Here is a 26,345-nt window from a genome sequence, read left to right on the forward strand (position 1 = left end):
GATCTGGCTTGCCCCGACTTCCTGCCGCGCGGGCGGCGACAATTCTCAGGCGACGTTGATCTTCTCGAAGATGCCCTCGGCGCCGATTTCCTTGGCGTAGGTGGCCATCACGGGATCGGCGAGCTTCTTCATGGCGTCGCGCTCCTCGAACGGAACGCGCTTGAGCTTACCGGCCTTCTCCAGCGTGTCGAGCTTGACGACTTCCTCGCTCGACTCCAGTTGACGGCCGTAGTCGCCGGCCTCCTTGCCGGCCTTCATGATCGCGTCCTGCAGATCCTTCGGCAGGGTCTTCAGCGTCTTCACCGAGAAGCAGATCGGCCGGATCGATACCGCGTGCTGCGTCAGGCTGAGGTGCGGTGCTACTTCGTAGAACTTCATCGCCTCGACACCGGCCGCCTCGTTTTCGCCGGCCGAGATCACGCCGTTCTGGATGGCGTTGTAGACTTCGTTGTAGGCGATCACGGTCGGGCTCATGCCGACGGCGGCAAACGTCTTCGACCAGATCGGCGCGCCCTGCACGCGCACCTTGAGACCCCTGAGATCGGCGAGGTTCTTCAGCGGCTTGTTGGCGAAGATGTTGCGGATGCCGCCGCCGGCATAGCCGATCAACACCACCTCGGCCTTAACAGCGATTTCATCGGCGACTGGCGCCAGGATATTCTTCTCGACGACCTTGTTCATGTGCTCGATGCCCTTGAACACAAAGGGCGCATCGATGAACGGCGCCGCCTTGGCGAAGGTCGACATGTGGGCCGGCGAGACGATGCCGTAATCGACCGCCTTGCCCTGCGACATGTACTCGAAATACTGCTTCTCGAGACCAAGCGATGAATTCTTGTGCAGCGTGAAGTTGACGGGCTTGCCGTAATACTTCTTCACCAGTTCTTCAAACCGGGTCAGCGCCTTGGTGAAGGCGTGGTCGTCGTTGAACTGCACGGCTCCGTTGAGCGTGACGGGCGCTTGCGCCCGCAGGATCGATGGCATGCCCAAGACGCCGGCAGCCGCCGTCGCACCAAGGCCCGCAAGTACGGTTCTTCGCTTCATGGCGTTCCTCCCCTGTAATGCCCGTCCCTTGTAAGCGGGACTTTGGCCTGGCCGACGACGCGGCCACTACCGCAAAGCGTATGCAAAACAGCGCGGCTGTGGAAGCCAATTTAAGCAGTACCCAAGGCCAATAGGCCGCAGACGCCGGGCCGATGATTGCAATCATTCGGCAAATCCCGCCCCGGAGGCGCGGGCCGAGCCGGTGTCCCATCCGCAAATAGCCGCAAGCACGCGTCACGGCTTCCCGGCATAATAGTTGCCGAGGCAACATCTCGCGATTCCATCTGACGCCGACGGCGATGTTCATTGCGCAGGCAACCGACATGCCGCAAATGTTGCGCGATGTCGGGTCTGGCCCGCTCCGTCAGAGGCGCGGATGACGTGCAAGCACGCGGCTTGCCGCAATTTCCCGTCACGCTTGATCCGAAAACCGGAACTGAACGGTGCTGCGTTCTGTCAGGCATCACTTGCCGCTGGCATTTCACGCGTTGCACGCCGATGTGGAGCCGGCACGCGCTGTGAGCGATCCCCTTTTTGGCCGGCAAACCCCGTAAAAATCCGGTGCTTAAGCGCTACGCAGTAAGTATGCCGGCCAAAATCTGTGTCCTTTGAACTCGCGGTGGTTGTGGTTTGTCGAATATTTTGTCAAATGTAGAGGGCGGGGCTTTTCGCCAAATTCGCCCCGGGTGCCGACAGCTTTAAGTGGGTGGCGGCGCCGGTATCAGGATGCTTCCAATACGCGCATGCGTTTGGCTACCATCCAGTAATATCTCAGGATTCCTGTGGTTCACTTTACAACCTCACGGTTTGGACTGACTTTAAACACGGCAAATGCGGATGAACCTCTGACCTACTTTTGCCAGGGTTTCCCGATTGAAGGACGGTAAAACCAGAATGAACAGATCAGCAGCGAAGAAGATGAAACAGCGCAGCGCCGGCAAACCCGATATCGAGTTGGGCAAGCGGATTCGCCTGCGGCGCGTGGAACAGAAAATCTCTCAAGCGGAGCTCGGCGACAAGCTCGGCGTGAGCTTCCAGCAGGTCCAGAAGTACGAGAAGGGCGTCAATCGTGTCGGCGCAGCTCGTCTTCAGCAAATCGCTACCGCGCTCGACGTGCCCGTGACGTTCTTCTACGACGGCGACGGCAAGGCGCGGGAAGTCGAGAGCCTGCTGTTCCTGGACAGCGCGTTCAGCCTGAGGCTGTTGCGTGCCTACAGCAAGATCAAGGACCAGACCGTACAACGTCAGTTGGTGTCCTTGATGGAATCGATCGCCGCCAACGAGGGCTAGGCATTATCGCGCCTGGATCGCAGCACCGCGGACCCGATTAATCAACGCGAGAAATCGCCGGGTAGCCTGTTGCTGCGCTAGGCCACATGCTGATCTGGCCGGAAGAGATCTTGATCTGGCCGGAAAAGATCAGCGCAACGCCATCATCTTTGGCGGAATTCGGTCGTCTGATACCTAGAACCCTGAATCTCAGGCCTCGCGGGCGCGGGCCGTTGAAAAGATTTTCTGCTATTCGAACGTGGCGCCCGTTTTTTTTATCATTGCCCAGCACTCGATCCCGGTCTTGATGTAAGTCGCGAAGCCATCCGGTGTCGACGGCTCCGCCGAAACTGCCATTAGCTTGTTCCGGATTGCATGATCAGCCATCGGCTGTTCCGGTCCGGGAGGCAACCATGACGATCCTTCACCACGGCTGGCGCTTGAGCGCTTCGCGCCGCGTCCAGCGTGCCTCGCGGAGAAGGGCCTCGCCTTTGAAGGCCATGAGGTCGACATGGCCAGGATGGAACATCATTCGCCGGAATATCTGAAGATCAATCCGCTCGGCGTTATCCCGACCCTGATTCACGACGGCAAGCCACTGCATGAGGTGATCGAAAGAAACACCCACGCGTCGCGGCGCGGTGGACTAGACTGCAGGCGCGGCCAGCCTATGCCCAGGCGAATTTCGGCCCCTTTGTTGATTCCTGAAATGGACTGGACACTTCGATGCTAGACACCCCAAAGAACGCCGAAACACCCCATGCCGACGGCAAGATCCTGCAAAGTACCCGCGATGGCGTCGGAATCATCACCTTCAATAATCCCGACAAGCGCAACGCGATGTCGCTCGAGATGTGGGAGGGCCTGGGCCAGGCGCTGGTCGAACTGCGCGACAATCCCGACGTCCGCGTCGTAATTCTGGTCGGCGCCGGCGACAAGGCCTTCGTCTCGGGCGCCGACATCAGCCAGTTTGAAAAGACCCGCCACAATGCGGCGGCCTCGGAGGAATATTCGAAACGGAGCGAGGCGCAGCGCGCCCTGCTCGCGAGTTATCCCAAGCCGACGATTGCCTGCATCCGCGGTTTCTGCCTCGGCGGCGGCATGCAGGTCGCCATGCTCACCGACATCCGTATCGCCTCCGACAACAGCCAGTTCGGCATTCCCGCCGCCAGGCTCGGCATCGCCTATGGCTATGACGGCCTCAAGCATCTGGTCTCGCTGGTCGGGCCATCCTGGGCGCGGCTGATCATGTATACGGGCATGCGGATCGAGGCTGCGGAAGCCTTACGGATCGGATTGGTCGACCGCGTGCTGCCGGATGCGGAATTATGGGACGCCACCATGGAAATCGCGCGCACCATCTCCGGCAACGCGCCGCTGGCGATCAAGGCCGCCAAGATCACGATTGCCGAAGTGTTGAAGGACGAAAGCAAGCGCGACATGGACGCGATCAAAAAGATCGGCATGGCCTGCATGGATAGCGAGGATTTTCGTGAAGGGCGCACGGCGTTCATGGAAAAGCGCAAGCCGCAGTTCAAGGGGAAGTGAGATCGGTCATCCCGTAGCCCGGCTACAACGCCGCCAATACCGCCCTCGTAATATCCGCCGTGCCGTTGCTGCCGCCGAATTCCATCGGCTTGATTCCGCCGGCATAGGCTTTGTCGACCGCGCGCTCGATGCGCTCGCCGGCTTCAGCGGCGCTTTCGAGGCCATGCTTGTCGGCGAGCCAGTCCAGCATCATCGCGGTCGACAGGATCATCGCGGTGGGATTGGCCTTGCCCTGCCCCATGATATCGGGCGCGGTGCCGTGGCAGGGCTGGAACACGGCGTAGCGGTCGCCGATATCGGCCGAGGGAGCCATGCCGAGCCCTCCGATCAGGCCGGCGGCGAGGTCGGAGAGAATGTCGCCGAACATGTTCTCCGTCACCATGACGTCGAAGTCCCAGGGTCGCTTCACCAGCATGAGCGAACAGGCATCGACATAGAGCCGATCGGCCTTGACGCCGGGATGGCGTTTGGCGGCGTCATCGAACATCTCGCGAAAGAACGCGAACGCCCTGAACACGTTTGCCTTGTCGACACATGTCAAGCCGCCATTGGCCTTGCCGCGCGCCTTGCGGCGTTCGGCGAGGCGGAACGAAAACTCGAACAAGCGCTCCGAGGTCTTGCGCGTAATCACGAGCGTCTCACGCGCCTCGGTATCCGTCACCACGCCCTTGCCCATCGAGGCGAACAGGCCTTCGGTGGATTCCCGGATCAGCACGAGGTCGATGCCGCGCTGGTCGGCGCCGACGATCGGGCTCGGCACGCCCGGAACGAGCCGCGCCGGGCGCACGCCGGCATAGAGGTCGAAATGGAAGCGCAGTTCGATCTGCGGGGCGATCTCGGTATTGTCAGGGTAGCGCACCGAAGGCAGGCCGCAGGCGCCGAGCAGGATGGCGTCCGCTTCCTCGCAAAGTCGCACCGTGCTGTCAGGCATCGATTTGCCGGTCGCCAGATAATTGTTGGCGCCGGCCGGGGCATCGGTGAAGCGAAACTTCAGGTCCGATGTCGCCTCGATCCTGCGCAGGACTTCCAGCGCCGGCGCCATCACTTCAGGGCCGATGCCATCGCCGCCGAGCACGGCGATGTGGAGCGCGTTGTTTGCGGACATTGGAGTTCCTTAGTTGAGTAGTCATTCCGGGATGGTCCGAAGGACCAGACCGCAGATGCGCAATTGCGCATCGGGGAATCTCGAGATTCCGGGTTCGATGCTTCGCATCGCCCCGGAATGACGGAGGCTACGGCGTCAGCACCGCGCGACCGACCAGTTTGCCCTTCTGCAAATCGGTCAACGCTTCGTTCGCTTTCGCGAGCGGCATCGTCGTCACCGGAATCGGCGCGATCATCTTGTTGCGGACGAGTTCGAGCAATTCCTCGGTCTCGCGCAAATTGCCGACATAGCTGCCCTGGATCGTGATCGCCTTGATTGGGATCAGCGGCAACGCCCAAGGCGCGCCGCCGCCGAACAGACCGACGATGACGAGCTTGCCGCCCTTGGTCAGGCAGTCGAAGCCGAGCTGCGTGGTCTGCGCATTGCCGACGAGATCGATCACGGCGCGAATGGGTCCGCCGGCCGCCTTCGCCAGTTGCTCCAGCGCATCCGGCGCCTTGCCGTCGACGGTGGCGAGCGCACCGGCCGCTTCAGCGGCTTCGCGCTTGCGCGCATCGATGTCGACGACGATGGCGCCCTTGCCGCCCATCGCCTTCAGCAGCGACAGCGCCATCAAACCGAGCCCGCCGGCGCCGAAGATGACGATCGGCGAATTGAAGGCGAATTCGACCTTCTTCAGCGCACTGTAGGTGGTGACGCCCGAACATGCATAGGGCGCCGCGGTGACGGGATCGAGCCCCTTCAGGTTCAGGAGATATTTTGGATTCGGCACCGTCATGTGATCGGCATAGCCGCCGTCGCAGTAGACGCCGAGCGAGTTCGGCTTGACGACGCACATGTTCTCGTCGCCGCCCACACACGTCGCGCACTTGCCGCAGCCGAGCCAGGGATAGACCAGCGCGATATCGCCGACCTTGAGGTCGCCCTTGTCGGCGGCGGTGACGTCGGGCCCGAACGCCACGACCTCGCCGACCGTCTCGTGCCCCATCGTGCGTGGCAGCGACACGCCGCGGTCCTTCAGCGACAGCGGCTTGCGGCCATGGCCGAGATCATAGCCGCCTTCCCAGATGTGAAGGTCGCTGTGGCAGACGCCGGCCGCCTTGACCTTGATCAGCACCTGCGTGCCCGTCGGCTGCGGCGTCTCCTGATCCACCTCTTTCAGGGGGGCGTTGAACTCGGCAACCTGAAAACTCTTCATGGCTTTTCTCCCGTCATTCTTGTTCTTGGACGCGGACATTTCTTGAGGACGGACATTGCCACGTCCGTCCCATAGAGACAAACGCGGGCGGCAGTCAGATCAGCGGATGATGGCAAGCCACGAACTGGCCCGGCGCGACGGCGCGCAGTTCCGGCATCTCGTCGCTGCATCGCTGATCCGCACGCGGACAGCGGGTACGGAACCGGCAGCCGGACGGCGGCGCGATCGGCGATGGCGGCTCGCCCACCGGCACGGTTTCGGTGGGGCGGACGTCCGGATCCGGCACCGGGATCGCCTCGATCAAGAGCGCGGTATAGGGATGCGCCGGCCTGGCGAACAGCTGCTCGGACGGACCGACCTCGCAGAGCCGGCCGAGATACATCACCGCCACGCGGTCGCTCACCGCCTTCACCACGGCGAGATCGTGCGCGATGAACAACAGCGTCAAGCCGAACCGGCCCTTCATCTCCTCCAGCAAATTGAGGATCTGGGCGCGGATGGAAACATCGAGCGCGGAGACCGGCTCGTCGCAGACGATGAACTCCGGATTGAGAATGAGCGCACGCGCGATGCAGATGCGCTGGCATTGCCCGCCGGAGAATTCATGCGGCAGCCGTCCCACGACCAGTGTCGGATCAAGCCCGACGGCGGTCAGCACCTCGTGAACGAGCCGCTCGCGCTCCTCCGGGTCCTTGACGCCTGCGATCACCAGCGGCTCGGCGACGATGTCGCCGATCCTGCGGCGTGGGTTCAGCGAGGCGATAGGGTCCTGGAAGATCAACTGCACGCGCCGGCGCATCAGCCGCAGGGCATCGCCCTGCATCGTCGTGAGATCGTGACCGTCGAACAGCACGCGCCCCGCGGTCGGCCGGCGCAACTGCAGCACCGCCCGGCCGAGCGTCGATTTTCCGCAACCGGATTCGCCGACCAGACCCAGCGTCTCGCCGCGGGCGATCTGCAAGGATACTCCGGACACGGCATGAACGATCTTGGCGCCGACGGGATATTCCACGACCAGATCGTCGACGGCGAGCAGCGGCTCATTTGAAACGGCCGACACGGCTTGCTGCATCATGCGCCCGCGTCCGCATGGATCTCGATCGGGTGGAAGCAGGCGAACTGGTGCGCGCTCGTCTCCGCCGCCTCGAGCGGCGGCTTCTCGATCCGGCAGCGCGCCACCGCATAGCGGCAGCGCGGCGAGAACGAGCACCCCTGCAGCGGCCGGGTCGGATCGGGCGGACGCCCCGATATAGCCGGCAACGGCGTGTGGGGCGCGGCATCGAGCCTGGGAAGCGCCGCGAGCAGCGCTTCGGTATAGGGCATCCGCATTTTCTTGAACAACGCAGGCGTCGGCGCGCGCTCGACCACGCGGCCGGCATACATGACGGCGACTTCATCAGTGCGGCCGGCGACGACGCCGAGGTCGTGGGTGATCAGGATCATCGCCATGTGCCGGCGGCGCTGCTCGCGCGCCAAGAGGTCGAGAATTTGCGCCTGGATCGTTACGTCGAGCGCGGTGGTCGGCTCGTCGGCGATTAGAAGTTTCGGTTCGCACGACAGCGCGATCGCAATCGCCACGCGTTGGCGCATGCCGCCGGAAAGCTGGTGGGGATACTGCGCCAGCCGCTGCTCGGGCGCGGGGATGCCCACCGCCGCGAGCAGTTCGATGCTGCGCCTGGTGGCGGTGGCGTCGTCCAGTTCGAGATGCTCCTGCAACGTCTCGATCAACTGGGTGCCGATCGTGAGCACCGGGTTGAGCGAGGTCATCGGGTCCTGGAACACGACCGCCAGCGAGCGGCCGCGCAGCTTGCGCAGTTTCTCCGGTGAGAGCTGCAGCAGATCCTGCCCGTCGAACATCACGCGGCCGGAGAGCTTTGCCTTCTTCGGCAGCAGTTGCAGGATCGCCCGCGACAGCATGGTCTTGCCGCAGCCGGATTCGCCGACGACGCCGAGCGTCTGGCCGCCGCCGACGGTGAGATCGACATGATCCACCGCGCGCAGATTGCCGCGCGGAGTTGGCAGATCGACCAGGACGTCCTCGACGGAAAGCAGGGTATTTCCGGTCACAGCACGCCCTGACGTGGATCGGTGAGCGCACGCAGCGTATCGCCGATGAGATTGAAGGAGAGCACGGTCAGGAACATCGCGATTGCCGGAAGGAAGGCGAGCCTCGGCGCGACCTCCAGGCTTTCGCGCCCCTCCCCGATCATGCTGCCCCAGCTCGAAATAGGCGGCGGCACACCGAGGCCGAGGAACGACAAGGCGCCCTCGACCACGATGGTAACGGCGACGCCGAGCAGGAAGAAGGCAAACAGTGGCAGGATGACGTTCGGCAATAGTTCGCGCAACAGGATGCGTGCATGCGTCGCTCCCAACGCCTGTGCCGCGATGACGAATTCACGACGCGCCAGCGTCAGCGTCGCCGCCCGCGCCACCCGCATGAAGGCGGGAATGCCGAGCACACCGAGAATGAAGGTGAGGTTGAGGATCGACTGCCCGAGAAAGGCGGTCACAGCCAGCGCCAGGATCAGGGGCGGAAACGCCAGCAGCACGTCCATGCTGCCGACCACGACGGACTCGAACCGGCCACGGAAGTAGCCCGCCAGCATGCCGAGCGCGCCGCCGATGGTGAGCCCGATCATCGGCGCGCACAGCCCGACCACGAGCGAAATCCGCGCGCCGTAGACGAGCCTTGAGAGTTCGTCGCGGCCAAGACCGTCGGTTCCGAGCCAGTGCTCCATAGAGAACGGAGCTCGCCGTTCCAGCATGTCCATGTCGGTCGGGCTCGGCAGCGGCAACACTGGCGCAAGGATCGCGACCGTGAACATAAAGATCATCCAGCCGATCGCCATCCAGAACAGCAGCCCCAATCGGCGTCCGCGCTTTGCCGGTTGCGCCGCGACGCCTTCGTCGATGGTGAGTTCAAGCGTGGCCATGACGAATCCTGGGATCGAGGACGGCGTAGAGCAAATCGACGATGAAGTTCATGATCACGAAGCCGGCGGCAACGATCAGCACGACCCCCTGCAGGATGATGAGATCGCGAGTATAGATCGCGCCAACCAGCAACCGACCGATCCCCGGCAGCGCGAAGATCGTCTCCACGATAACGGTACCGCCGATCAATCGCCCGATATTGATGCCGGTTATCGTAACGAGCGTCAGCGACGATGGTTTCAGCGCATGCACGAACAGAATGCGTGAGGCTTTCAGTCCCTTGGCTTTCGCCAGCGCGATATAATCTTCCTGCAGCGTTGCGATCATGTCCGATCGCAGCACACGCATGATGCCGGGCCATTCGGCAAGCGCGAGCGTCAGCGCGGGCAGCACCATGAAGCGCAGGTTTGCAGCCGGGTCTTCCGCAAACGGCACGTAGCCCGTCGCCGGCAACCAGCGCAGCTCCACCGCAAACAGGTAAATCAGCAGGATCGCCGACAGGAAGGCCGGCACCGAAAGCATGGCGAAGGCGCTGCCGGTCATGAAGCGGTCGAACGCGCTACCGCTGCGGGCGGCGCAGACGATCGCCAGGGGAACGCCGATGACGAGGCCCATGATCTCGGCCAGAATCATCAGCTCGAACGACACCGGAAGCCGCTCGGTCACGGCCTGCAGCACGGCCTGCCCGGTGCGGAACGATCGGCCGAAATCGCCCTGCAGGATGTTGCCGAGCCAGCTGAAGTAACGGATCCAGACCGGCTGATCGAGCCCCATGTCCTTGCGCAGCGCCGCGACATTCTCCGGCGTCGCCTGATCGCCGAGGATCACATAGGCGAGATCGCCCGGCAGCAGCGACGCGATGAAGAACGTCAACAGCGATACGGCGATCAGGACCGGGATGAGGTACAGAAGTCTGCGCGCGACAAAGAACAGCATGGAAGATTATTCCAGCCAGGTGTCCGATACGTCGATCACTCCGTGATAGATTTTTGGCAAGCCTTTCAGCTTGGACGTGGAAATTGCATAGTAGGTGTTCTGGAAAGTCCAGAACCAGATCGCTTCCTTGTTCACGATGCGGCTGACGGCGCAATAATCTTCGATCCGCTTTTCGGGATCGGCCGTGACCCGTGCATGGTCCAGCAACCGGTCGAGTTCCGGATCGGAAAAATTGGCGAGCGCGACCGGGCTGCCGGTGCGGAAATTGGCGAACATCTGCGGATCGGGATCGGCGAGATCGACGATCCGCCACCCTATCACCTGGAACTGGCGCATGAAGGCGCGTGGCGGGAACGATGCCTGATCGATCTGCTCAATCTCCGCATTGACGCCCGCCCGTTTCCAGAACTGCTGCAATACCTGACCGATGGTGCGGCCGCGCGGCGTCGCGGTGACGATCAACTTGAACTCGACCGGCTTGCCGTAGTCCTTGATCAGCGCCTTCGCCTTCTCGAGGTCTTCAGGGAGCGCACCATCGTCCTTGCACTTGACCCAGGAACCGTCGCCATAGGGGTTGCTCGCGGGCTTCGCGAGGCCATTGGTGATCGCCTGCGACATCTTCTTGCGGTCGAGTGCCATCACCAATGCCTGGCGCACGCGGACATCATCGAGAGGTGGCGCCTTGGTGTTGATGGCGTAAACCTGCGCGCCGGAGCCGGCGTAGGTGTGCACCTTCATCTTCGGGTCTTTTTGCGCCTTCATGATGTTGTCAGCGTCGTATTCGTCATCCCAGACGATGTCGGCTTCGCCCGACTGCAGACTGGCGAAGCGCGACTGCGCATCCGGCAATGGCTTCAAGATGATCCGGTCGAGGTAGGGATGGCCCTTGTTCCAGTAGTCCGCATTCTTTTCCAGCACCATGCGGTCGCCCGCGGTCCATGACTTCAGAATAAAGGGACCGGTGCCGACCGGGTTGCGATTGTAGTCGTCGCCCTTGGTCTTCCACGCCGTCGGCGAGTGGACTACGTTGTTCGAACTCTGAATGGTCATCAGTGCAGGCTGGTTCACCTGCGGATCATTCAGATTATAGACCACCGTCAGTTCGTCGGGAGCCTGCACATTGTTGACGTAGGCGATATAGAAGGCGCAGCGGCACTTGTTGGCCGGATCCTTCTGCCGATCAAAGTTCTCCTTGACCGCTTGCGCATTGAACGGCGTGCCGTCGTGGAATTTGACACCGGGCCGTAGCTTGAAGGTCCAGGTCTTGTAGTCGTCCGAATGCGTCCAGGACAACGCCAGCTTTGGCACCGGCTTGCCATTGTCATCGAGCGCAACGAGCGTGTCGAAAATCGCAGCCGCCGCGGTTTCCACCGCCGTGTCGTACACGCCGACCTTCAGTGGATCGAAACCGGGGATATCGACTTCGAGGCCGACGGTGATGCTGCCGCCCGCTTTCTGTGCGGTGGCGGGCATTGCCGACAACGCCACGCCAAATCCCGCCACAAGAAATATTCGCGCGAGCGCGCTCGAACGGATCGCCGCTTTCATTGATGTTCCCTCCGATGTGTCATCCGTCCGGCATTCCGGATCGTGATCGCTGCGGCAAGATTGTCTGGAATTTCCGTCGCGGGCAAGGCCGTTCGCAACCCGCGGATGAAACGCCGCAGGTTCATGTTTCGCTATGCGGAGCGCGCCGTCAGACGCGCGCGGCTACCTGCGCTTTTGCGGCAAAGGATGCGATTTCATCCTCCGACAGACCGGTCTCCTTCAGGTAGACACGCGTGTGCTCGCCGAGCGTCGACATGCGTCGCGCCGCCGACACGTTGGCGCCCGACATGCGGAACGGCAGGTTGAGCACCTTGAAGGTGCCGCCGTCGTCCTCGACCTCGGCCAGTGCGCCGCGATGGGCGATCTGCGGATCGCGCAGCGCCTCGGCGACGGTGCGATAGGCCGATGAGGGAACGCCGTGCGCATTGAGCGCCGCGAGGCACTGCTCGGTCGTCACACTGCGTGACCACGCCTCGACGCCTTCGATCAGGCTCGTCCAGTTTTCCCGGCGGTCGGAATATTTCGCAAAGCGCGGATCGCTCACCCACTCCGGATGGCCGATCACCTGCATCAGGCTCTGAAAAGTTTTCTCGCTGGCGATCGCCATCATCACGTAGCCGTCCGTCGTCTCGATCGGGCCGAACATCGGCCGCTGCGTCGGCTTCACCTCGAATTGCGACCACTGCAGTTCGTTCAGCGTCAGGCTCAGCATGGATTCCAGCATCGAGACGTCGATATGCTGGCCCTGCCCGGTTGTGTTGCGCTGATACAGCGCCGCCGAGATGGCGCCGAACGCGTAGACGCCGGTGAGCACGTCGGCATGATAGATGCCGCAATAGTCCGGCCGGCTTCGTCCGGGCTGGTAGGCCAGATGCGCCATCTCATAGCCCGAGGCCGCGTGAATCACCGGCGCATAGGCCGGCAGCTCCGCCGACGGCCCGGTCTGGCCGTATCCCGAGATCGAGCAATAGACCAGCTTCGGGTTGAGCTCACGCAGCGAGGCATGATCGAGCTTCAATCGCCGCATCACGCCTGGACGGAAATTTTCCACCAGCACATCCGCGGTCGCAACCAGCCGGCGGACCGCCTCCGATCCCTCGGGCGACTTCAAATCCAGCACCAGGCTGTTCTTGCCGACATTGAGCTGGCCGAAGGCGGTCGAGCAATTATTCCGCACTGGCGGGCGGGTCCGCATCGTCTCGCCTTCCTCGGTCTCGATCTTGATAACCTCCGCTCCCATATCGGCAAGCATTCGTGTACAATGGGGGCCGGCAATCGTGGTGGAGAAATCGAGGACCCGCAGGCCAGTGAAGCTGCCTGTCAAATTCCTCTGATCATTGCCGGCTATGGTCATCGCGTGAAACTCCTTAGGCCTTTTGCGGCCATTCGTTTTGGTTGGCGGCCGAGACCCTAAATTGTGCAGCGTCGACAGGAAAGTAGTTCGCCAGGAACGATGGCCTGCAGCGCGCGTTGTAAACATGCATGGAAGTTGGACCCATTCTTGCATCAGTCTCATTGAGGCTGGAGTATCATTGCGGCTGGTACGAGGACGCTTGTCTTGAAGGTCTTGTTCGTCACCACTGAAATGGATGACTTTGTCCGGGTGGGCGGGCTTGCTGCCGTATCCGCGGCGCTACCCCGGGCGCTGCGCCGCTGGAGTGACGTCCGGGTCATGCTGCCCGGTTATCGGGACATCATCGAACAGTTCACCCACATTGAAATCGTTGGAGAATGCCCCGCTCTGGCGGCGATGCCAGCCTGCTCGCTCGGGCGGGCCGCGACCAAGGATGGTCTGCCAGTCTACGTCCTGCTCTGCCCGCAGCTTTATGACCGGCCGGGCAATCCCTATGGCGACGAATCGGGGCGCGACTGGCCGGACAACGACATCAGGTTCGGCCGCTTCGCATCCGCCGCCGCGGAACTTGCCGCGGGCAGCCTGGACAAGAATTGGGCAGCAGACCTGATCCATGCCAACGACTGGCAGGCCGCGCTGGCGCCGGCCTATCTGGCATGGCGAGGCTCAAAGGTCCCCTCGATCCTGACCATCCACAACCTCGCCTATCAGGGGTTGTTCCCGCCGGACTCGCTGCGCCGGATCGGCGCGCCCGAAAGCTCCTTCCACATCGACGGGCTCGAGTTCTACGACCACGTCTCGTTCCTTAAGGGCGGCCTCGTCTATGCCTCGCATCTGACCACCGTCAGCGCCACCTATGCGAAGGAGATCACGACGCGCGAACTCGGCTGCGGGCTGGAAGGTCTGCTGCAGCGCCGCTCGAACGCCGCGCAACTGACCGGCATCTTGAACGGCATCGACGAAAGCTGGGATCCCAGCGCCTGCGCGCATCTGGCGCAGACCTTCGCCCCCGGCGATTGGGAAGGCAAGCAGGCGAATGCCGACTACGTCCGCAAGCAGTTTGGCATGGCGCTGTCGCGCGGCCCGCTGTTTGGCCTGGTTGCCCGCCTGGTGCACCAGAAGGGCGTCGATCTCGTCCTGTCCGCGGCCGACGAAATCATCGAGGCCGGCGGACAGATCGTGGTGACCGGCAGCGGCGAGGCCCAGATCGAACAGGCACTGGTCAACGCACACCGCCGCCGGCCGGATGCGATCGGCGTCACCATCGGCTTCAACGATGCCCAGGCGCGGCGGATTTTTGCCGGCAGCGATTTCACCCTGATGCCGTCGCGGTTCGAACCGTGCGGGCTGAGCCAGATGTATGCGCAACGGTTCGGATCGCTGCCGATCGGTCACCAGACCGGCGGGCTGGCGGAGACCATCAAGGACGGCGAAACCGGATTCCTGTTTCCGCAACCATCGGCGGAATCTTTCCTCGGCGGCGTCAGGCGCGCGTTCGACGCCTTCCGCGCCAAGGACCGCCTCGACGCGATGCGGCGCAGCGCGATGGCGCGATCCTTTAGCTGGGATCTGTCGGCCGCGCTTTACAGCGCACTCTATCGCAAGACGATCGCGCCTTCCATCATCGCGTGATGTCGCCTACTCCGCCGCTTCCGGCATGACTTCCATCTGCTCGTGGAGGATGACGCCGGAGAGTGGATCGAACTCGCCGACCCAAGGCTTCTTTTCGAGCACCGACCTGGTGTGGCGGTAACCGGCATCCCACCGCTGCATGATTCCGGACGGGCTGAAATCGATATCCTTGGTGTGGTCCTCGCGGCTGAGCTGCGGGGCCAGCAGCCGCACCACATGCATCCGGGTCGGGCACCCATAACCGGTGAGCTCCCTCACCGCTTCGCTGTTGCGTTCAGACTCAGGCAACCGCGCGGCGAGCTGGTTGATGACATGGCGCAGCCGATGCGCCTGCTGCTGCCGCGCAATGTGGCTGGCGATACGGCTCGAATACTGCACGTCCTTGTGGCGGTTCAGCACCTCCGCCATCGTGGTCGGCTCGGCGCCGGACGGATTCCAAAGATGCACGGCGAAGATCAGCGAGTTCTTGCGCGGATTGTCGTCGAACACCGCCTCCGTCGGCGTGTTCGATAGAATCCCGCCGTCCCAATAGAGTTCGCCGTTGATGCGCACCGCCGGGAAGGCCGGCGGCAGCGCGCCCGAGGCCATGATGTGCCTGACGCCAAGTTCGCCATCGCGGCTGTCGAAATAGCGCATCTGGCTGGTACGGACATGGGCGGCCCCGACCGTCAGGCGCGGCGTGCATTGATTGACCAGATTGAAATCCACCAACTCCGTCAGCGTCCGCTCCAGCGGCGAGGTCGAATAATAGCCGGCATTGTCGGCGCCGAGCGGATAGCTGTCGCCAGCATGGGCCAGCGGGTTTGGCCGGAAGAAACCGGGAATGCCGTTGGTCACCGTCGACCAGTAAGAAAGCTTTTCGTTGAAGCCCGGAAAGATGTCACGAAAACTCCATATCGGATTCTGCTCCATCTTCTTCCAGAACTCGCGCAGGCGCGGCAGCCGGTGCTGCGGCGCATTGCCGGCGATCAGGCTGGCGTTGATGGCGCCGATCGAGGTGCCGATGATCCAGTCCGGCTCGATGCCGACCTCATGCAGCGCCTGGTAGACGCCGGCCTGATAGGAGCCGAGCGCGCCGCCACCCTGCAGCACCAGCACGACCTGACCCGGCTCGGACCTGGCCAGCGATCGCAAGTTCGGCGAAGAACCGATGTCCTGAACGTCTTTCATGTCACGCTCCCTCGGACGTTAGTGTGCAGTCCAGCCGCCATCGACCGGCAACGCCGTGCCCGTGATCGAGGCTGCTGCCTCGCTGGCGAGAAAGACCGTCAGCGAGCCCAATTCCTCGACGCTCGCAAAATGCTTGTTGGGCTGCTGTGCCAGCAACACGTCGTGAATGACCTTCTCGCGGGAAATGCCGTGCGCCCTGGCCTGACTGTCGATCTGTGCTTCGACCAGCGGCGTATAGACATAACCCGGGCAGATCGCATTGCAGGTGATGCCATCTTCGGCGGTCTCCAGCGCAGTCACCTTGGTCAGGCCGACGATGCCATGCTTGGCTGCGACATAGGCCACCTTGAAGGGCGAGCCGACCAATCCATGCGCGGAGGCGATGTTGATGATCCGCCCGAACTTGTTCTGACGCATCGCCGGCAGCGCCAGCCGCGTGGTGTGAAACGCCGACGACAGGTTGATCGCCAGGATCGCATTCCATTTCTCGACCGGAAACTGGTCGAGCGGCGCGACGTACTGGATGCCGGCATTGTTGACCAGAATATCCAGCCGGCCATGATTGGCGACGGTAGCCGCGATCATCTCGGCGATCGCCTCCGGGCTCGTCATGTCGGCGGCGGAATAGCTGACCTCGACGCCGAAATCGGCGGCCAACTGGTCTTTGGTCCGGGCGATCTCGGCCGCGATGCCAAAACCGTTCAGCGCCACCGCCGAGCCGGCTTCCGCCAACGCGCGGGCAATCCCGAGCCCGATACCACTGGTCGAACCCGTGACCAGTGAGACCTTGCCTGTCAGCGGCCGCAGAGCCGCCACACCTTGCGTTTTGAGCTGAATATTCATGGCCGTCCTTTCGGGTGGGGATTCAGCGCCTTACGCTGACCATCTCCGCCTCACCCTGCCCGGCGGCCTTCGTCTGAGGAAATGCCGTTTGGCTTCCAAAACCATACGCGGACGCTATCGCGGTTTGGGTAGTCATTAGGGGGCGCAATCGAGTAGCTTTGATGCACAACAGACCGGGGCACGGCCATGGAGATGCATCAGGTTCGCTACTTCCTTGCGGTCGCGCGTGTGCTCAACTTCACGCGTGCCGCCGATGAGTGCAACGTCACGCAACCGTCGCTGACGCGGGCCATCAAGCAACTGGAAGCCGAACTCGGCGGCGACCTGTTTCGCCGCGAGCGCCCCGCCGCGCAATTGACCGAACTCGGCCAGCGCATGCATCCGCTGCTCAAGCAATGCTACGAGGCGGCGACAGGGGCGCGCGAACTTGCCTCGTCCTTCAAGAGCGGCGAAGTCGGTGCGCTCCGGATTGCGCTGACCCATTCCGTCGACCTGTCGCTGCTGATTCCGCATCTCGACGAGATCAAGCGGATGTTCAATCGTCTGGAGTTCCGCTTTCTGCGCGGCAACGCCCGCGAAGTCGCTGAGTTTCTCAAGAAGGGTGAAGCCGAGCTCGGCATTGCCGCCGAGATCAGCGAGGAGTGGGACCGGCTCGACACCTGGCCGCTGTTCACGGAAAACTTTCAGCTCGTCGTCAACAAAAACCACCCGCTGGCGGCGCGCGAGAAAATCGACTTCGTCGATCTTCGCGCCGAACAATTGCTGTCGCGTAACTATTGCGAACATGGCGCGCGGGTAAACAGCTCGCTTCGCGAACATGGGCTCAATGTGGATCGCAGCCATGAGATCGCCTCCGAACGCGATTTGATCGAACTGCTGGAAGCCGATATCGGCGTCGCCGTGGTGCCTGACACCGCCTCGATCCCGCCGACGCTCAAGCGTGCCAATGTCGAGGGACTGGATGCGCGGCGGACCGTGAACCTCTACGGCGTTGCCGGGCGTGAGCGGACGGCGGTGGCGTCCGCCGTGATGCGCATGCTGCGCGGCGCCGACTGGCAGCAATTCATCGGCAAGGCCGCGGGCGTCTAGGGTTTTCAACCCGCTAGGACCTCGTCATAGGCTGCGTCACGCTGAAGGACGCCGGCGAATACACCCCCGTCGGTCAGGCCATTTAGGAGCGTTGCAACGATGAGAGCGCGGGCAGTCGCAAAACAAAGACCGCAGGAGCCGTGACTGCCAGCAAGGAGGTTACGGCAATCAGCAGAGATGCAATCGTCAATACCTCAACCGAGAGAGCCATTCCCGGAGCGATCTGAGTCAGCATCGGGCCGAGCGATTTTATGGCTCCGAAGGCCGCGACCATTCCGGCAATCCCTCCAAAGGTTGCGACAATCAACACTTCAGCAAAATAGATTGAGACAATCCGCGCCGGCGAAAATCCCAACACCTTCAATTCGGCTATGTCCTTGCGACGCTCGCGCACCGAAATCATGACCGTGTTGACAACGATCATCAGCAAGGTGACCAGAGAAGCGCCAACTACAAGTGACGTCATCAGCGCGACATTGCCAAGCTGTGCGGCAAAGCTTCTGTTAAAGCTGCGCTCGGTGTCCGTTGCGGTCGAGGCAGGATCAACGAGAAATTCTCGATCGATCGCATTGCTGAGCGACTGGCTGTCAACACCGGGAAGCGGGCGGAACACAATCCAGCCAATTGTGTCTTGGCCAATGGCGCGAGCATCATTGAAATAATCATGGCGTAGAAACATAAAGTTGGTATCGACTTGGGCTGATCCGCCCTTGAAGATACCTGAAATCGTGAACTGCCAAGAACGAGAGCCATTCTTTTGAACAATAGAACGGCTCAGAACCGGAATTGTATCTCCGACCCTCCAGCCCCATTTCGCAGCCATAGCTTCACCGACGAGAAGCGCCAGACGATCCTGTTTGAATCTCGTCTTTTCAGACTCGGAAAGCAGGATGTCTGAGCGATAGACTTCCAAGTAGGTCGCTGGATCGACTGCGAATGCATGGAGCGAATTCTTGGGCTCGCGGTAGTAACCGCCGAACCAGCTCGCGAAGGTCGCTTCACCAATACCCGAGATACCCAGCAGTCGGCCAAAATGTGTCGCCGGTAGAGGCTGCATGAAGCTTAGCTTGTTGACGGTTATCAATCGACCTGCATCGGTAGTGGCTTCCGCATTGAAGGCTTGCTCAAATGCAGTCAGGACGCCGAAAAGGCAAAAGGCAAAGAAGAACGCAACAGCCAGCAGGAGATTGCGCGCCTTGGCCGCCCTCAAATTTTCTAAAGCAATTCCAACGAAGGTCATGCCGCGAAGCTAGCAAAGCGTCATATCGCGCGGCAACGGCCCCACCGTTTGATTAGGTGATTTCTAAAGGGACGATTTTTCCGTGCGGCGGTCCGGCCGGCATCGGATCAAGTCCTTCGCGGCCGTTTGCTGCAAATCTTGTTTCGTGCCTCCTGGTGACCGCAAAAGCTGACGTCAGCATAGCAGGCGGCGCGATGGGAGGAACTCTGGTTGCCGGGGCGAGTTTAATATCGAACCATCAGCGTCCGAGAGCAGAGCCATGGAGCATATCCAATACCCCAATGAAAGCGCCGAATACCGAGCCGCCCGAAACGCGCTTCTGGATGACGAGATTGCCCTTCGGGCGCAGATTGAGGCCGTTGCGGCGAAGCGTCGTGCGCTGCCGCCCGGCGGTGAGGTACCCGAGGACTACGTCTTTGAGTGGATTGGCAAGACGAGCATGCCGGAGAAAGTGAGGATGTCCGAGCTGTTCGGTCCACACGACACGCTCATTTTGTACAGCTTCATGTACGGCCCCGAACGCGAATTGCCGTGTCCAGGCTGCACCCATTTGCTCGATGGGATAGAGGGCGCCGCGCGACACATAGGCGAACGCGCTGCGCTCCACATCGTCGCCAAGTCGCCAATCGCGCGTCTCGCCGCCTGGGCACACGAAAGAGGCTGGGAACACCTCTCGCTACTTTCGACCGCAGGCAACAGCTACGACGCGGACTACTTTGGCGACACGTCAAAATTTTCCAAGGGAATGCGCACGCAACATCGCGTTCCGGACGGCGACAACTGGGACGAAACAATCTTCAACGTATTCAGAAAGAAAAACGGTGCGATCAGGCACTTCTGGGGCTCCGAGATGAGCTTTGCCCCACCCGCTTCCAACCAGCACCATCGTGCTGGTGATCTCGCCGATCCGCTCTGGGGTCTTCTCGACATGACACCTGAAGGCCGAGGCGATTTCTTTCCAAAGGTGAACTACGATTGAGCCACGCTTGACGGCGCACCACAAAGCCAAGTCGCCCGCGCTACCGTTCTTCGCTCGCACTCTTCAGCGCAGCGACGAGATCGTCGATTTCCATGCGCTTGCGGAAATCGGGATCGACGAAGCGGGCCTTCACCAATCCGTCGCGGCCGACCACGAAGGTCGCCGGGATCGGCAACACCCAGCCGTCATTGCCCTGGAAGCTCGCCATATCCTGGTATGACAGCAGCCGCTGGATTTCGCTGCCGAGCCAGATCGCAAGGTTGAGCGACAGCGCGTAGCCGTTGTCGAGATCGGTCAAGACCGGAAACGGCGCTTCCGCCTCGGACTTGAATTTCTCGGCATAGGCCTGGGTCTCCGGCATGATCGCAACCGTTTGCGCGCCCAGGGCCTTGATCCGGTCCTGGGCCTGGATCACCGCCCGCACATTCAGCCGGCAATATGGACACCAATGCCCGCGATAAAACATCACCGCGACCGGGCCGCGGTCGGTCAGTGATTTCAGGCTGACCAGCCGGCCGGTCTCGTCCGGCAGCAGGAACGGCGGCATCACTTCGCCCGGCCGCGGCGCGTTTTCGCCGCCGCCGTTCTCATTGAGCCGCGCCACAAGCCGGTCGACCGCTTCGCCATAGGCCGGAAAGATGTCCTGACCCGCCGCGGCGTAGGCTTCGAGCTGCTCGCGCAACGTGCCTTCCATGTCGCGGCATCGCTGGAATGCCTCCTTGAGACGTTCGGCGTTGGCGGGCGATAACGTTGTCGTCATGGCGTGCTCCGGCATCTCAGTATTATTTTCCGGTCCGGGCCGCCCCGCAAGGGCGGCCCAAGCGTTTCAGGCCCTTCTCAAGGCAGATAGAAATTGCCGGTCGGGTCGAGCATGCCCGAGGCCGAATAGAGCTGTCCCTTGTCCATGAAGAACACGGTGTTGCTCGGCACCTTCTTCGCGTTCTTCATCATCGCATCGTGGTTCTTCGGCGTCGCCGCCATGGCCATCGCCGACATTTTGCCTGGGCCGGCATACATGTAGGCCATGCCCGGATTGAATTCCCAGGGAACTTGCGAGAAGGCCGTGGTGGCAATGGCGGCAAACGCCGCAGCGGCAATCAGGGTCTTGGAAAGGGTTTTCATGGCGGTTCCTCTGAATGGATGGTGACGCCCGCCAATCGGGCGCTGACCCATCAGAGGCCGCCCTGCCCCGGATTTGAAATACCGTTGCACAATCGGTTCGATAGCCGCCGCGTATTGAGCGGCACCAATAGCCGAGCGCTATCGACTTGAGAGCAGTTGCGCATTTCCTATTGCCGGCGCCGGCGCTCATCCTGTGCTGGAAAGCATGCGGAGGGCATGCGCAAACAGGAGGCTTTCCATGACCCGTCGTTTGACCACCCGCGTTGCGAATTTCTGCACCTCGCTGCTCCTGATATTCCTCGTCCTTTCGGTCACTTCCACCGCGCGGGCCGACAGCGACGATGGTATCGTCCGCGTCAAGAGCGCGGTGCCGATGGCCGAAGCGATCACCCGCATCAAGGCCGACATCGCTGCCAAGGGCATCAAGTTCTTCACGCAGATCGATCAGTCGAAGCTCGCGGCCGACGCCGGCATCAAGCTGCGTCCCTCGACGCTTTTGGTGTTCGGCAATCCCCCACTCGGGACGCAATTCATCACCTCGAATCCGAATGCCGGACTCGACTGGCCGGTCCGCCTGCTGCTGACGCAGGACGACCATGGCGATGTCTGGGCGGTATGGACCGATTTCGAATGGATCGCCAGGCGCCACAACATCCGGGATCGCACAGCCCAATTCGAGATGGCGACCAAGGTGGTGGGCTCGATCACCTCGACCATTACGACCAAGTAACAGCGTCGGCTCGCCTCCCGCGATGACGCCGGAAAAATTCGACGTGGTCATTCTGGGTGGGGGAAACGCCGGCATCGGCGTGACCGGACCGGTCCGGCGCGCCGGAATGTCGGTCGCGATGATCGAGGCCGATCTTCTCGGCGGCACCTGCCCGAACCGGGGCTGCACGCCAAAGAAGGTGCTGGTCGCCGCCGGCCACGCGCTGCACGAAATCGAACGCGCCTCCATCCATCACATTGCCATCGGCAAGCCGAAGCTCGACTGGGCGGCGCTGATCGACCGTGAGAAAGACATGATCAAGGACATTCCGGCCAACCTCGCCCGCTCGATGGCCAGGCGCAATGTCGAGGTCATCAAGGGCCACGGCGCGTTTGCTGGTCCGAACAGCGTCCGCGTCGGAGGACGCAGGCTTGAGGCGAAACACATCGTGATCGCGACAGGATCGAAGCCGCGACCGCTGTCGATTCCGGGCGCCGAACTGATGATCACTTCCGACGAGATGCTGAGCGAACGAGAACTACCCGACTCGGTGATTTTCGTCGGCGGCGGCGTGATCGCGCTGGAATTCGGCCACGTCTATGCGCGCGCCGGCGCGCAGGTGACGATTCTCGAAGCATTGCCTCAGCTATTGCCGGCCATGGACGCCGATGCGGTCGCACGCCTGCAGACCGAAAGCGAGCGGATCGGCATCCGCTTCAGGACCGCCGTCAGCGTCAAGCGAATTGAAAAGGCGAACGGCCGCCTGCGCGTTGTCTTCTGTTATAACGGCACCGAGCACGCCGCCGAGGCCGAACGCGCAGTCAACGGCGCGGGCCGCGTCGCCAACGTCGATACGCTTGATCTCGCTGCGGGCCAGGTCGAGCACGCCAATGGCCGCGTCGCGATCGATAGCCATTTGCGCTCGATCTCCAACCCGAACGTCCATATCTGCGGCGACGCGGTGCCAACCTCGCCGCAACTGTCGCCGATCGCGACCTATGAGGGCGACATCGTCGGGCGCAACATCGTCGAAGGCCCGAAATACAGCCCGGACTACGCCAGCATGGCAACGTCCGTCTACACCGTGCCGCCGCTCGCTTCCGTCGGCCTGACGGAGGTTGCAGCCAGGCAGAAAGGCTTTTCCATCGACGTTCACACCAACGAAATGCTCGACTGGTTCTCCGCCAAAACCTATGCCGAGACTGTCGCGTGGTCGAAGGTGATCGTCGACCAATCGACCGACCACATTCTCGGCGCGCATTTCGTCGGGCATTCTGGCCAGGAGCTCGTGAATATTTTCGGACTGGCGATGCGCTTCGGCATCACAGCTAGCCAGATCCGGGAAAATGTTTACGCCTTTCCGACGTTCTCCTCCGACATCAAGCACATGCTCGGCCTCGGCCACGGTTAACCGCATAGCGCGGCGCTATGGAGTCAAGAGCCAACCGGCATTTCCTCTCGTGCGCGGTTTCCCTGATGGTGATGACGTAGCCGGCCAGATCGTTCGAGGCCAAGGCGAATCTCAAGGCAAAGACAGAAAACAGAGGAGCACAGCATGTCCACATCCAACGTCGCGTCACGCACAATCTGGCAAGGCCTCGCACTCGCCGGAATGATTGCTGGTTCGGTTGCAACCAGCTCGACTGCCATTGCGGGCGAGTGCCCGGTCGGCAAGATGCAGCCCAACGTTCGTCCGATGGTCGACCACAAGCCGGTAGGCGTCACCGACGTTACGCTTGGCGCGATCAACCTCGAGAAGCAGCCGGCCAATATCAGGGATCGCGAGCTGCGCTTCCGCAAGCTGACGATCGAGCCGGGCGGCATCGTGCCCTGGCACAGCCATGATGACCGTCCCGCGCTGATCTACGTCCAGCAGGGCGAGATCGTCGAATACGCCAGCAACTGCGCCGATCCGATCGTGCACAAGGCCGGCGAGATCAGGCCGGAAGTCGCCGGCACCTCGCATTGGTGGAAGAACCTCGGCAAGGAGACCGTCATTCTCTACGTCGGCGACGTCCGCAGGGATCCGCACGACCACAACATGTAAGGAGCTGTAACGAGCGCCACCCGACGTTCGTTACCGGATGTGACGGCCTGGGATCCCGCGTGTCGCCCCACACCCCCAGCCGTCACATCCTTCTTTTTCAAGCGTAGTAGTGAGAAGCGCCATGACCGGTATTTCCGCGCAGATGAAACCTCAAGCGATGGAAATGCAGGGTCATTCGCCTGGCATGGTGCTGCGGTCCCTCGTCATCGGCCTCACGGCGTTCCTGACCGTGGTCGACCTGTTCGCCACGCAGGCGATCCTTCCCTCGCTGACCCGGCATTACAACGTCACCCCCGCCGCGATGGGCTTTGCGGTCAACGCGAGCACCATGGGCATGGCGGTCGCGGGGCTCGTGGTCGGGGTCCTGAGCCCGCATATCGACCGCCGCTTCGGCATTCTCGCAAGCCTGGTCCTGCTCGCGATCCCCACGGTGCTGCTGGCCAGCGCGCCCGACCTCACCGTGTTCACGGTCCTTCGCGTCGCGCAGGGCCTCTGCATGGCCTCGGCGTTTGCACTGACGCTGGCCAATCTAGGCGAGCAGTGCAGTCAGATGGATGCGGGCGGCGCGTTCGCAGCCTATATCACCGGCAATGTCGCCAGCAACCTGATCGGGCGGCTGGTGTCGGCCGCCGTCGTCGATACGCTCGGGCTGGCCTCGAATTTCTATTTCTTCGCGCTGCTCAATCTCGCCGGCGCGGTGCTGGTCTACTTCACCATCCAGCGCGTCAAACCGACGCACGCGATGCCGACAGTGCAATCGCCGTTCGCTGCGACGCTCGAGCATTGGCGCAACCCGGCGCTGCGCTCGGCCTTTGCCATCGGCTTCTGCATCCTGTTCGCCTTTATCGGCACCTTCACCTTCGTGAATTTCGTTCTGGTGCGCGCGCCGCTGTCGCTCGGGCGAATGGATCTCGGCTTCGTCTATTTCGTGTTCGCGCCGTCCGTCGTCACCACGCTGTTCGCCGGCAGGGCGGTGGCGCGCTTCGGTACGCGGCCGGCGATCTGGGGCGCGCTTGCGGTCGCTGCATTGGGCCTGCCGCTGTTGCTGTCTTCGCATCTGCCCGCGGTCCTGACCGGCATGGTACTGGTCGGCGTCGGCACGTTCTTCGCACAGGCCTGCGCCACCGGCTTCGTCGGCCAAGCGGCCCGCGACAACCGCGGCATTGCCAGCGGAACCTATCTTGCCTGTTATTTTCTCGGCGGCCTCGTCGGCAGTGCCGTGCTGGGCCAATTGTTTGACCGTTTCGGATGGACCGCCTGCGTCGCCGGCGTCGGCGCGTCGCTAGCCATCGCGGCGCTATTGACCGCGCGCCTCACGCTCACTCAACCCGCCGGGTCTCCGGCATGAACAGCCAGATCATTGTCAGGCCCAAGGCTGCGATCCCAGCCAAGCCGGTGAACGCGATGCTGCTGCCAAAGGTGTCGCTGATATAGCCCGCCAGCACCGTGCTCAATGACGCGCCGATGCCGGTCGCGGTGCCGACGATGCCTAGCGCCAGATTGAAGTGGCCGCTTCCGAAGGCGACATCGGCCACGATCAGCGGCACCATCACGCTAAGTACGGCCGCGGTGATGCCGTCGAACACCTGCACGGCAACCAATAGATAAGGATCGCTGACAACCGCAAACAGCAGGCCGCGGATCGCCAGCGCGCCGAACGCCAACAATAGCAGCGGCCGCCTGCCCCACGCCTGCGCCTTGCGGCCGACCGAGGGCGAAGCCAGCGCGACGATGGCCTGCGGCACGATGATGCAGGCTGCGATCAGCACCGGCGCCCATTGGCTGGACCGCATGGTGACGACGCCGGCCATCAGCGGCAGCATGGCGGCGTTCGCGAGTTGAAACAGCAGCACGCCGCCGGCAAAGATCAGCAGCGGACGCTGGCGCAGCAGATGGAAAACGCTGGTGGCCTCTTTATCGGGAACCTCCCGCACGACGGCGCCGTGGCTTTGAGCGACGTCGATCTCCTGCTCGCGGATGCGCGAGAGCGCCAGCAATGTCGGAATCGCGAGCATGAAGGTCACGAGAAACACTGCCTGGCTCGACAACAGGTAACCGGTCGCGCCCATCAGCGCCGCCGCCGAGCCGTTGCCCAGCGATGCAAAGCGGGCATTGCGCCCAAGCCGCTCCCCGATGGCGAACGGCCCGACCAGACCGAGGCTGATCGCCGCGATCGCCGGACCCAGCACGCAACTCGCCAGCGCATGCAGAATGGCCGCCGCCGTCACCACCGGAAAGATCGGCCACAACGCATAGGCCAGCGCGGCGCAGCCGATGGTGGCGACCGCCAGGCCCGCCACCAGCCGCTCGGAACGCGCGTAATCGACGATAGCGCCGCCGGGCATCTGCCCGAGCAGGCCGATGATGCCGCCGATCGACAGCACAAAGCCGATCTCGACCTGCGTCCATTTCTGCGTAGTCAGATAGACCGCAATGAACGGGCCGAAGCCGGTCTGAACGTCGGCGAGAAAGAAGATGAACCAGTCGAGGCCGCGCTGGCTTTCGCGCGACGGCTTTGGCCTGCCGCCGGGCGCAGGCGGCAGCGGCACAACATTGCCCCCACCGGCTGATCGCC

General features: G+C 62.4%; 26 protein-coding genes. 10 read left to right on the top strand and 16 right to left on the bottom strand.

Annotated features, from left to right (window positions below; all coding sequences use genetic code 11):
* Nucleotides 1–45 precede the first annotated feature (45 nt).
* Nucleotides 46–1,044: a TRAP transporter substrate-binding protein gene (locus V1286_RS22295; protein WP_334482667.1), complete on the bottom strand. Its 999-nt coding sequence runs from the start codon at nucleotides 1,042–1,044 to the stop codon at nucleotides 46–48.
* A gap of 894 nt (nucleotides 1,045–1,938) precedes the next feature.
* Between V1286_RS22295 and V1286_RS22300 the strand changes: the two genes are divergently transcribed.
* Complete coding sequence (locus tag V1286_RS22300; protein ID WP_028347342.1) at nucleotides 1,939–2,334, top strand: helix-turn-helix domain-containing protein; 396 nt, start codon at nucleotides 1,939–1,941, stop codon at nucleotides 2,332–2,334.
* A gap of 403 nt (nucleotides 2,335–2,737) precedes the next feature.
* On the opposite strand, the gene V1286_RS22305 is transcribed toward V1286_RS22300, so the two are convergent.
* Nucleotides 2,738–2,917 carry a hypothetical protein gene (locus V1286_RS22305; RefSeq protein ID WP_334482670.1) on the bottom strand — a complete coding sequence of 60 codons (180 nt, stop codon included), beginning with the start codon at nucleotides 2,915–2,917 and terminating at the stop codon, nucleotides 2,738–2,740.
* On the opposite strand from V1286_RS22305, the gene V1286_RS38980 reads away from it, so the two are divergent.
* Together V1286_RS38980 and V1286_RS22310 are read left to right on the top strand one after the other, a co-directional pair.
* A complete protein-coding gene (locus tag V1286_RS38980) occupies nucleotides 2,834–3,046 on the top strand; it encodes a hypothetical protein (RefSeq protein WP_417021274.1) in 213 nt (70 codons plus the stop codon). The two genes, V1286_RS22305 and V1286_RS38980, sit on opposite strands and share 84 nt — an antisense overlap.
* Complete coding sequence (locus V1286_RS22310) at nucleotides 3,040–3,861, top strand: enoyl-CoA hydratase (RefSeq protein ID WP_334482673.1); 822 nt, start codon at nucleotides 3,040–3,042, stop codon at nucleotides 3,859–3,861. Before V1286_RS38980 ends, V1286_RS22310 begins: the two co-directional genes overlap by 7 nt.
* 22 nt (nucleotides 3,862–3,883) lie before the next feature.
* On the opposite strand, the gene V1286_RS22315 is transcribed toward V1286_RS22310, so the two are convergent.
* From V1286_RS22315 to V1286_RS22350, 8 genes are all read right to left on the bottom strand, one after another.
* On the bottom strand, nucleotides 3,884–4,966 hold the full coding sequence (locus V1286_RS22315) for an isocitrate/isopropylmalate dehydrogenase family protein (RefSeq protein ID WP_334482676.1): 1,083 nt from the start codon (nucleotides 4,964–4,966) through the stop codon (nucleotides 3,884–3,886).
* 127 nt (nucleotides 4,967–5,093) lie between these two features.
* Complete coding sequence (locus tag V1286_RS22320) at nucleotides 5,094–6,164, bottom strand: alcohol dehydrogenase (RefSeq protein WP_334482679.1); 1,071 nt, start codon at nucleotides 6,162–6,164, stop codon at nucleotides 5,094–5,096.
* Between the two features lie 94 nt (nucleotides 6,165–6,258).
* Nucleotides 6,259–7,239 (bottom strand): ABC transporter ATP-binding protein, encoded by a 981-nt coding sequence (locus V1286_RS22325; RefSeq protein ID WP_334482682.1) that lies wholly within the window; start codon nucleotides 7,237–7,239, stop codon nucleotides 6,259–6,261.
* Complete coding sequence (locus tag V1286_RS22330; RefSeq protein WP_334482685.1) at nucleotides 7,236–8,231, bottom strand: ABC transporter ATP-binding protein; 996 nt, start codon at nucleotides 8,229–8,231, stop codon at nucleotides 7,236–7,238. The genes V1286_RS22325 and V1286_RS22330 overlap by 4 nt, the downstream gene beginning before the upstream one ends.
* A complete protein-coding gene (locus V1286_RS22335) occupies nucleotides 8,228–9,100 on the bottom strand; it encodes an ABC transporter permease (protein ID WP_334482688.1) in 873 nt (290 codons plus the stop codon). Before V1286_RS22335 ends, V1286_RS22330 begins: the two co-directional genes overlap by 4 nt.
* Nucleotides 9,087–10,037, bottom strand: coding sequence for an ABC transporter permease (locus V1286_RS22340; protein WP_334482690.1), 951 nt, complete (start codon nucleotides 10,035–10,037; stop codon nucleotides 9,087–9,089). The genes V1286_RS22335 and V1286_RS22340 overlap by 14 nt, the downstream gene beginning before the upstream one ends.
* A gap of 6 nt (nucleotides 10,038–10,043) precedes the next feature.
* Nucleotides 10,044–11,585 (bottom strand): ABC transporter substrate-binding protein, encoded by a 1,542-nt coding sequence (locus V1286_RS22345; RefSeq protein ID WP_334482693.1) that lies wholly within the window; start codon nucleotides 11,583–11,585, stop codon nucleotides 10,044–10,046.
* A 148-nt stretch (nucleotides 11,586–11,733) separates the two neighbouring features.
* Nucleotides 11,734–12,939 (bottom strand): CaiB/BaiF CoA transferase family protein, encoded by a 1,206-nt coding sequence (locus V1286_RS22350; protein ID WP_334482696.1) that lies wholly within the window; start codon nucleotides 12,937–12,939, stop codon nucleotides 11,734–11,736.
* A gap of 204 nt (nucleotides 12,940–13,143) precedes the next feature.
* Between V1286_RS22350 and glgA the strand changes: the two genes are divergently transcribed.
* Nucleotides 13,144–14,571: a glycogen synthase GlgA gene (gene glgA / locus V1286_RS22355; protein ID WP_334482698.1), complete on the top strand. Its 1,428-nt coding sequence runs from the start codon at nucleotides 13,144–13,146 to the stop codon at nucleotides 14,569–14,571.
* Nucleotides 14,572–14,577: 6 nt separating this feature from the next.
* Here the strand turns inward: glgA and V1286_RS22360 are convergent, their stop codons facing one another.
* Nucleotides 14,578–15,741 carry a patatin-like phospholipase family protein gene (locus V1286_RS22360; RefSeq protein WP_334482700.1) on the bottom strand — a complete coding sequence of 388 codons (1,164 nt, stop codon included), beginning with the start codon at nucleotides 15,739–15,741 and terminating at the stop codon, nucleotides 14,578–14,580.
* 18 nt (nucleotides 15,742–15,759) lie between these two features.
* Complete coding sequence (locus tag V1286_RS22365; protein ID WP_334482703.1) at nucleotides 15,760–16,584, bottom strand: 3-hydroxybutyrate dehydrogenase; 825 nt, start codon at nucleotides 16,582–16,584, stop codon at nucleotides 15,760–15,762.
* Between the two features lie 186 nt (nucleotides 16,585–16,770).
* Here V1286_RS22365 and V1286_RS22370 point away from each other — a divergent pair, with 186 nt between their 5' ends.
* Nucleotides 16,771–17,673: a LysR family transcriptional regulator gene (locus V1286_RS22370; RefSeq protein ID WP_334482705.1), complete on the top strand. Its 903-nt coding sequence runs from the start codon at nucleotides 16,771–16,773 to the stop codon at nucleotides 17,671–17,673.
* A gap of 82 nt (nucleotides 17,674–17,755) precedes the next feature.
* Here V1286_RS22370 and V1286_RS22375 read toward each other — a convergent pair whose 3' ends face one another.
* Nucleotides 17,756–18,913, bottom strand: coding sequence for an ABC transporter permease (locus V1286_RS22375; RefSeq protein WP_334482708.1), 1,158 nt, complete (start codon nucleotides 18,911–18,913; stop codon nucleotides 17,756–17,758).
* A 259-nt stretch (nucleotides 18,914–19,172) separates the two neighbouring features.
* On the opposite strand from V1286_RS22375, the gene V1286_RS22380 reads away from it, so the two are divergent.
* On the top strand, nucleotides 19,173–19,892 hold the full coding sequence (locus tag V1286_RS22380) for a DUF899 family protein (protein ID WP_334482711.1): 720 nt from the start codon (nucleotides 19,173–19,175) through the stop codon (nucleotides 19,890–19,892).
* 40 nt (nucleotides 19,893–19,932) lie between these two features.
* On the opposite strand, the gene V1286_RS22385 is transcribed toward V1286_RS22380, so the two are convergent.
* The gene (locus tag V1286_RS22385) at nucleotides 19,933–20,652 is read right to left on the bottom strand and encodes a peroxiredoxin-like family protein (protein ID WP_334482714.1); all 720 of its coding nucleotides are present in this window, start codon (nucleotides 20,650–20,652) and stop codon (nucleotides 19,933–19,935) included.
* A 77-nt stretch (nucleotides 20,653–20,729) separates the two neighbouring features.
* Complete coding sequence (locus V1286_RS22390; RefSeq protein ID WP_334482717.1) at nucleotides 20,730–21,014, bottom strand: hypothetical protein; 285 nt, start codon at nucleotides 21,012–21,014, stop codon at nucleotides 20,730–20,732.
* Nucleotides 21,015–21,252: 238 nt separating this feature from the next.
* Here V1286_RS22390 and V1286_RS22395 point away from each other — a divergent pair, with 238 nt between their 5' ends.
* The 4 genes from V1286_RS22395 to V1286_RS22410 all read left to right on the top strand — a co-directional run bounded on the left by V1286_RS22395 (nucleotide 21,253) and on the right by V1286_RS22410 (nucleotide 25,118).
* On the top strand, nucleotides 21,253–21,744 hold the full coding sequence (locus V1286_RS22395) for a DUF302 domain-containing protein (RefSeq protein ID WP_334482720.1): 492 nt from the start codon (nucleotides 21,253–21,255) through the stop codon (nucleotides 21,742–21,744).
* Nucleotides 21,745–21,787: 43 nt separating this feature from the next.
* The gene (locus V1286_RS22400) at nucleotides 21,788–23,134 is read left to right on the top strand and encodes a dihydrolipoyl dehydrogenase family protein (RefSeq protein WP_334482723.1); all 1,347 of its coding nucleotides are present in this window, start codon (nucleotides 21,788–21,790) and stop codon (nucleotides 23,132–23,134) included.
* 144 nt (nucleotides 23,135–23,278) lie between these two features.
* Nucleotides 23,279–23,770, top strand: a complete 492-nt coding sequence (locus tag V1286_RS22405) for a cupin domain-containing protein (RefSeq protein ID WP_334482725.1) — start codon at nucleotides 23,279–23,281, stop codon at nucleotides 23,768–23,770.
* 121 nt (nucleotides 23,771–23,891) lie between these two features.
* Nucleotides 23,892–25,118, top strand: coding sequence for an MFS transporter (locus tag V1286_RS22410; RefSeq protein WP_334482728.1), 1,227 nt, complete (start codon nucleotides 23,892–23,894; stop codon nucleotides 25,116–25,118).
* Here V1286_RS22410 and V1286_RS22415 read toward each other — a convergent pair.
* The gene (locus tag V1286_RS22415; protein ID WP_334482731.1) at nucleotides 25,090–26,319 is read right to left on the bottom strand and encodes an MFS transporter; all 1,230 of its coding nucleotides are present in this window, start codon (nucleotides 26,317–26,319) and stop codon (nucleotides 25,090–25,092) included. The genes V1286_RS22410 and V1286_RS22415 overlap by 29 nt on opposite strands.
* Nucleotides 26,320–26,345 lie beyond the last annotated feature (26 nt).

This window comes from Bradyrhizobium algeriense (assembly GCF_036924595.1).
In the GTDB taxonomy this organism is placed as follows: Bacteria; Pseudomonadota; Alphaproteobacteria; order Rhizobiales; family Xanthobacteraceae; genus Bradyrhizobium; species Bradyrhizobium algeriense.

Excerpts from the sequence above, each read along its gene's own strand:
- V1286_RS22305 (WP_334482670.1), bottom strand. The coding sequence starts at position 2,917 with ATGCAGTGGCTTGCCGTCGTGAATCAGGGTCGGGATAACGCCGAGCGG.
- V1286_RS22350 (WP_334482696.1), bottom strand. The coding sequence starts at position 12,939 with ATGACCATAGCCGGCAATGATCAGAGGAATTTGACAGGCAGCTTCACT.
- V1286_RS22390 (WP_334482717.1), bottom strand. The coding sequence starts at position 21,014 with ATGAAAACCCTTTCCAAGACCCTGATTGCCGCTGCGGCGTTTGCCGCC.
- V1286_RS22375 (WP_334482708.1), bottom strand. The coding sequence starts at position 18,913 with ATGACCTTCGTTGGAATTGCTTTAGAAAATTTGAGGGCGGCCAAGGCG.
- V1286_RS22405 (WP_334482725.1), top strand. The coding sequence starts at position 23,279 with ATGTCCACATCCAACGTCGCGTCACGCACAATCTGGCAAGGCCTCGCA.
- V1286_RS22320 (WP_334482679.1), bottom strand. The coding sequence starts at position 6,164 with ATGAAGAGTTTTCAGGTTGCCGAGTTCAACGCCCCCCTGAAAGAGGTG.
- V1286_RS22295 (WP_334482667.1), bottom strand. The coding sequence starts at position 1,044 with ATGAAGCGAAGAACCGTACTTGCGGGCCTTGGTGCGACGGCGGCTGCC.
- V1286_RS22385 (WP_334482714.1), bottom strand. The coding sequence starts at position 20,652 with ATGACGACAACGTTATCGCCCGCCAACGCCGAACGTCTCAAGGAGGCA.
- V1286_RS22345 (WP_334482693.1), bottom strand. The coding sequence starts at position 11,585 with ATGAAAGCGGCGATCCGTTCGAGCGCGCTCGCGCGAATATTTCTTGTG.
- V1286_RS22360 (WP_334482700.1), bottom strand. The coding sequence starts at position 15,741 with ATGAAAGACGTTCAGGACATCGGTTCTTCGCCGAACTTGCGATCGCTG.
- V1286_RS22340 (WP_334482690.1), bottom strand. The coding sequence starts at position 10,037 with ATGCTGTTCTTTGTCGCGCGCAGACTTCTGTACCTCATCCCGGTCCTG.
- V1286_RS38980 (WP_417021274.1), top strand. The coding sequence starts at position 2,834 with ATGGAACATCATTCGCCGGAATATCTGAAGATCAATCCGCTCGGCGTT.
- V1286_RS22315 (WP_334482676.1), bottom strand. The coding sequence starts at position 4,966 with ATGTCCGCAAACAACGCGCTCCACATCGCCGTGCTCGGCGGCGATGGC.
- V1286_RS22310 (WP_334482673.1), top strand. The coding sequence starts at position 3,040 with ATGCTAGACACCCCAAAGAACGCCGAAACACCCCATGCCGACGGCAAG.
- V1286_RS22335 (WP_334482688.1), bottom strand. The coding sequence starts at position 9,100 with ATGGCCACGCTTGAACTCACCATCGACGAAGGCGTCGCGGCGCAACCG.
- V1286_RS22395 (WP_334482720.1), top strand. The coding sequence starts at position 21,253 with ATGACCCGTCGTTTGACCACCCGCGTTGCGAATTTCTGCACCTCGCTG.
- V1286_RS22410 (WP_334482728.1), top strand. The coding sequence starts at position 23,892 with ATGACCGGTATTTCCGCGCAGATGAAACCTCAAGCGATGGAAATGCAG.
- V1286_RS22380 (WP_334482711.1), top strand. The coding sequence starts at position 19,173 with ATGGAGCATATCCAATACCCCAATGAAAGCGCCGAATACCGAGCCGCC.
- V1286_RS22325 (WP_334482682.1), bottom strand. The coding sequence starts at position 7,239 with ATGATGCAGCAAGCCGTGTCGGCCGTTTCAAATGAGCCGCTGCTCGCC.
- V1286_RS22300 (WP_028347342.1), top strand. The coding sequence starts at position 1,939 with ATGAACAGATCAGCAGCGAAGAAGATGAAACAGCGCAGCGCCGGCAAA.
- V1286_RS22365 (WP_334482703.1), bottom strand. The coding sequence starts at position 16,584 with ATGAATATTCAGCTCAAAACGCAAGGTGTGGCGGCTCTGCGGCCGCTG.
- V1286_RS22370 (WP_334482705.1), top strand. The coding sequence starts at position 16,771 with ATGGAGATGCATCAGGTTCGCTACTTCCTTGCGGTCGCGCGTGTGCTC.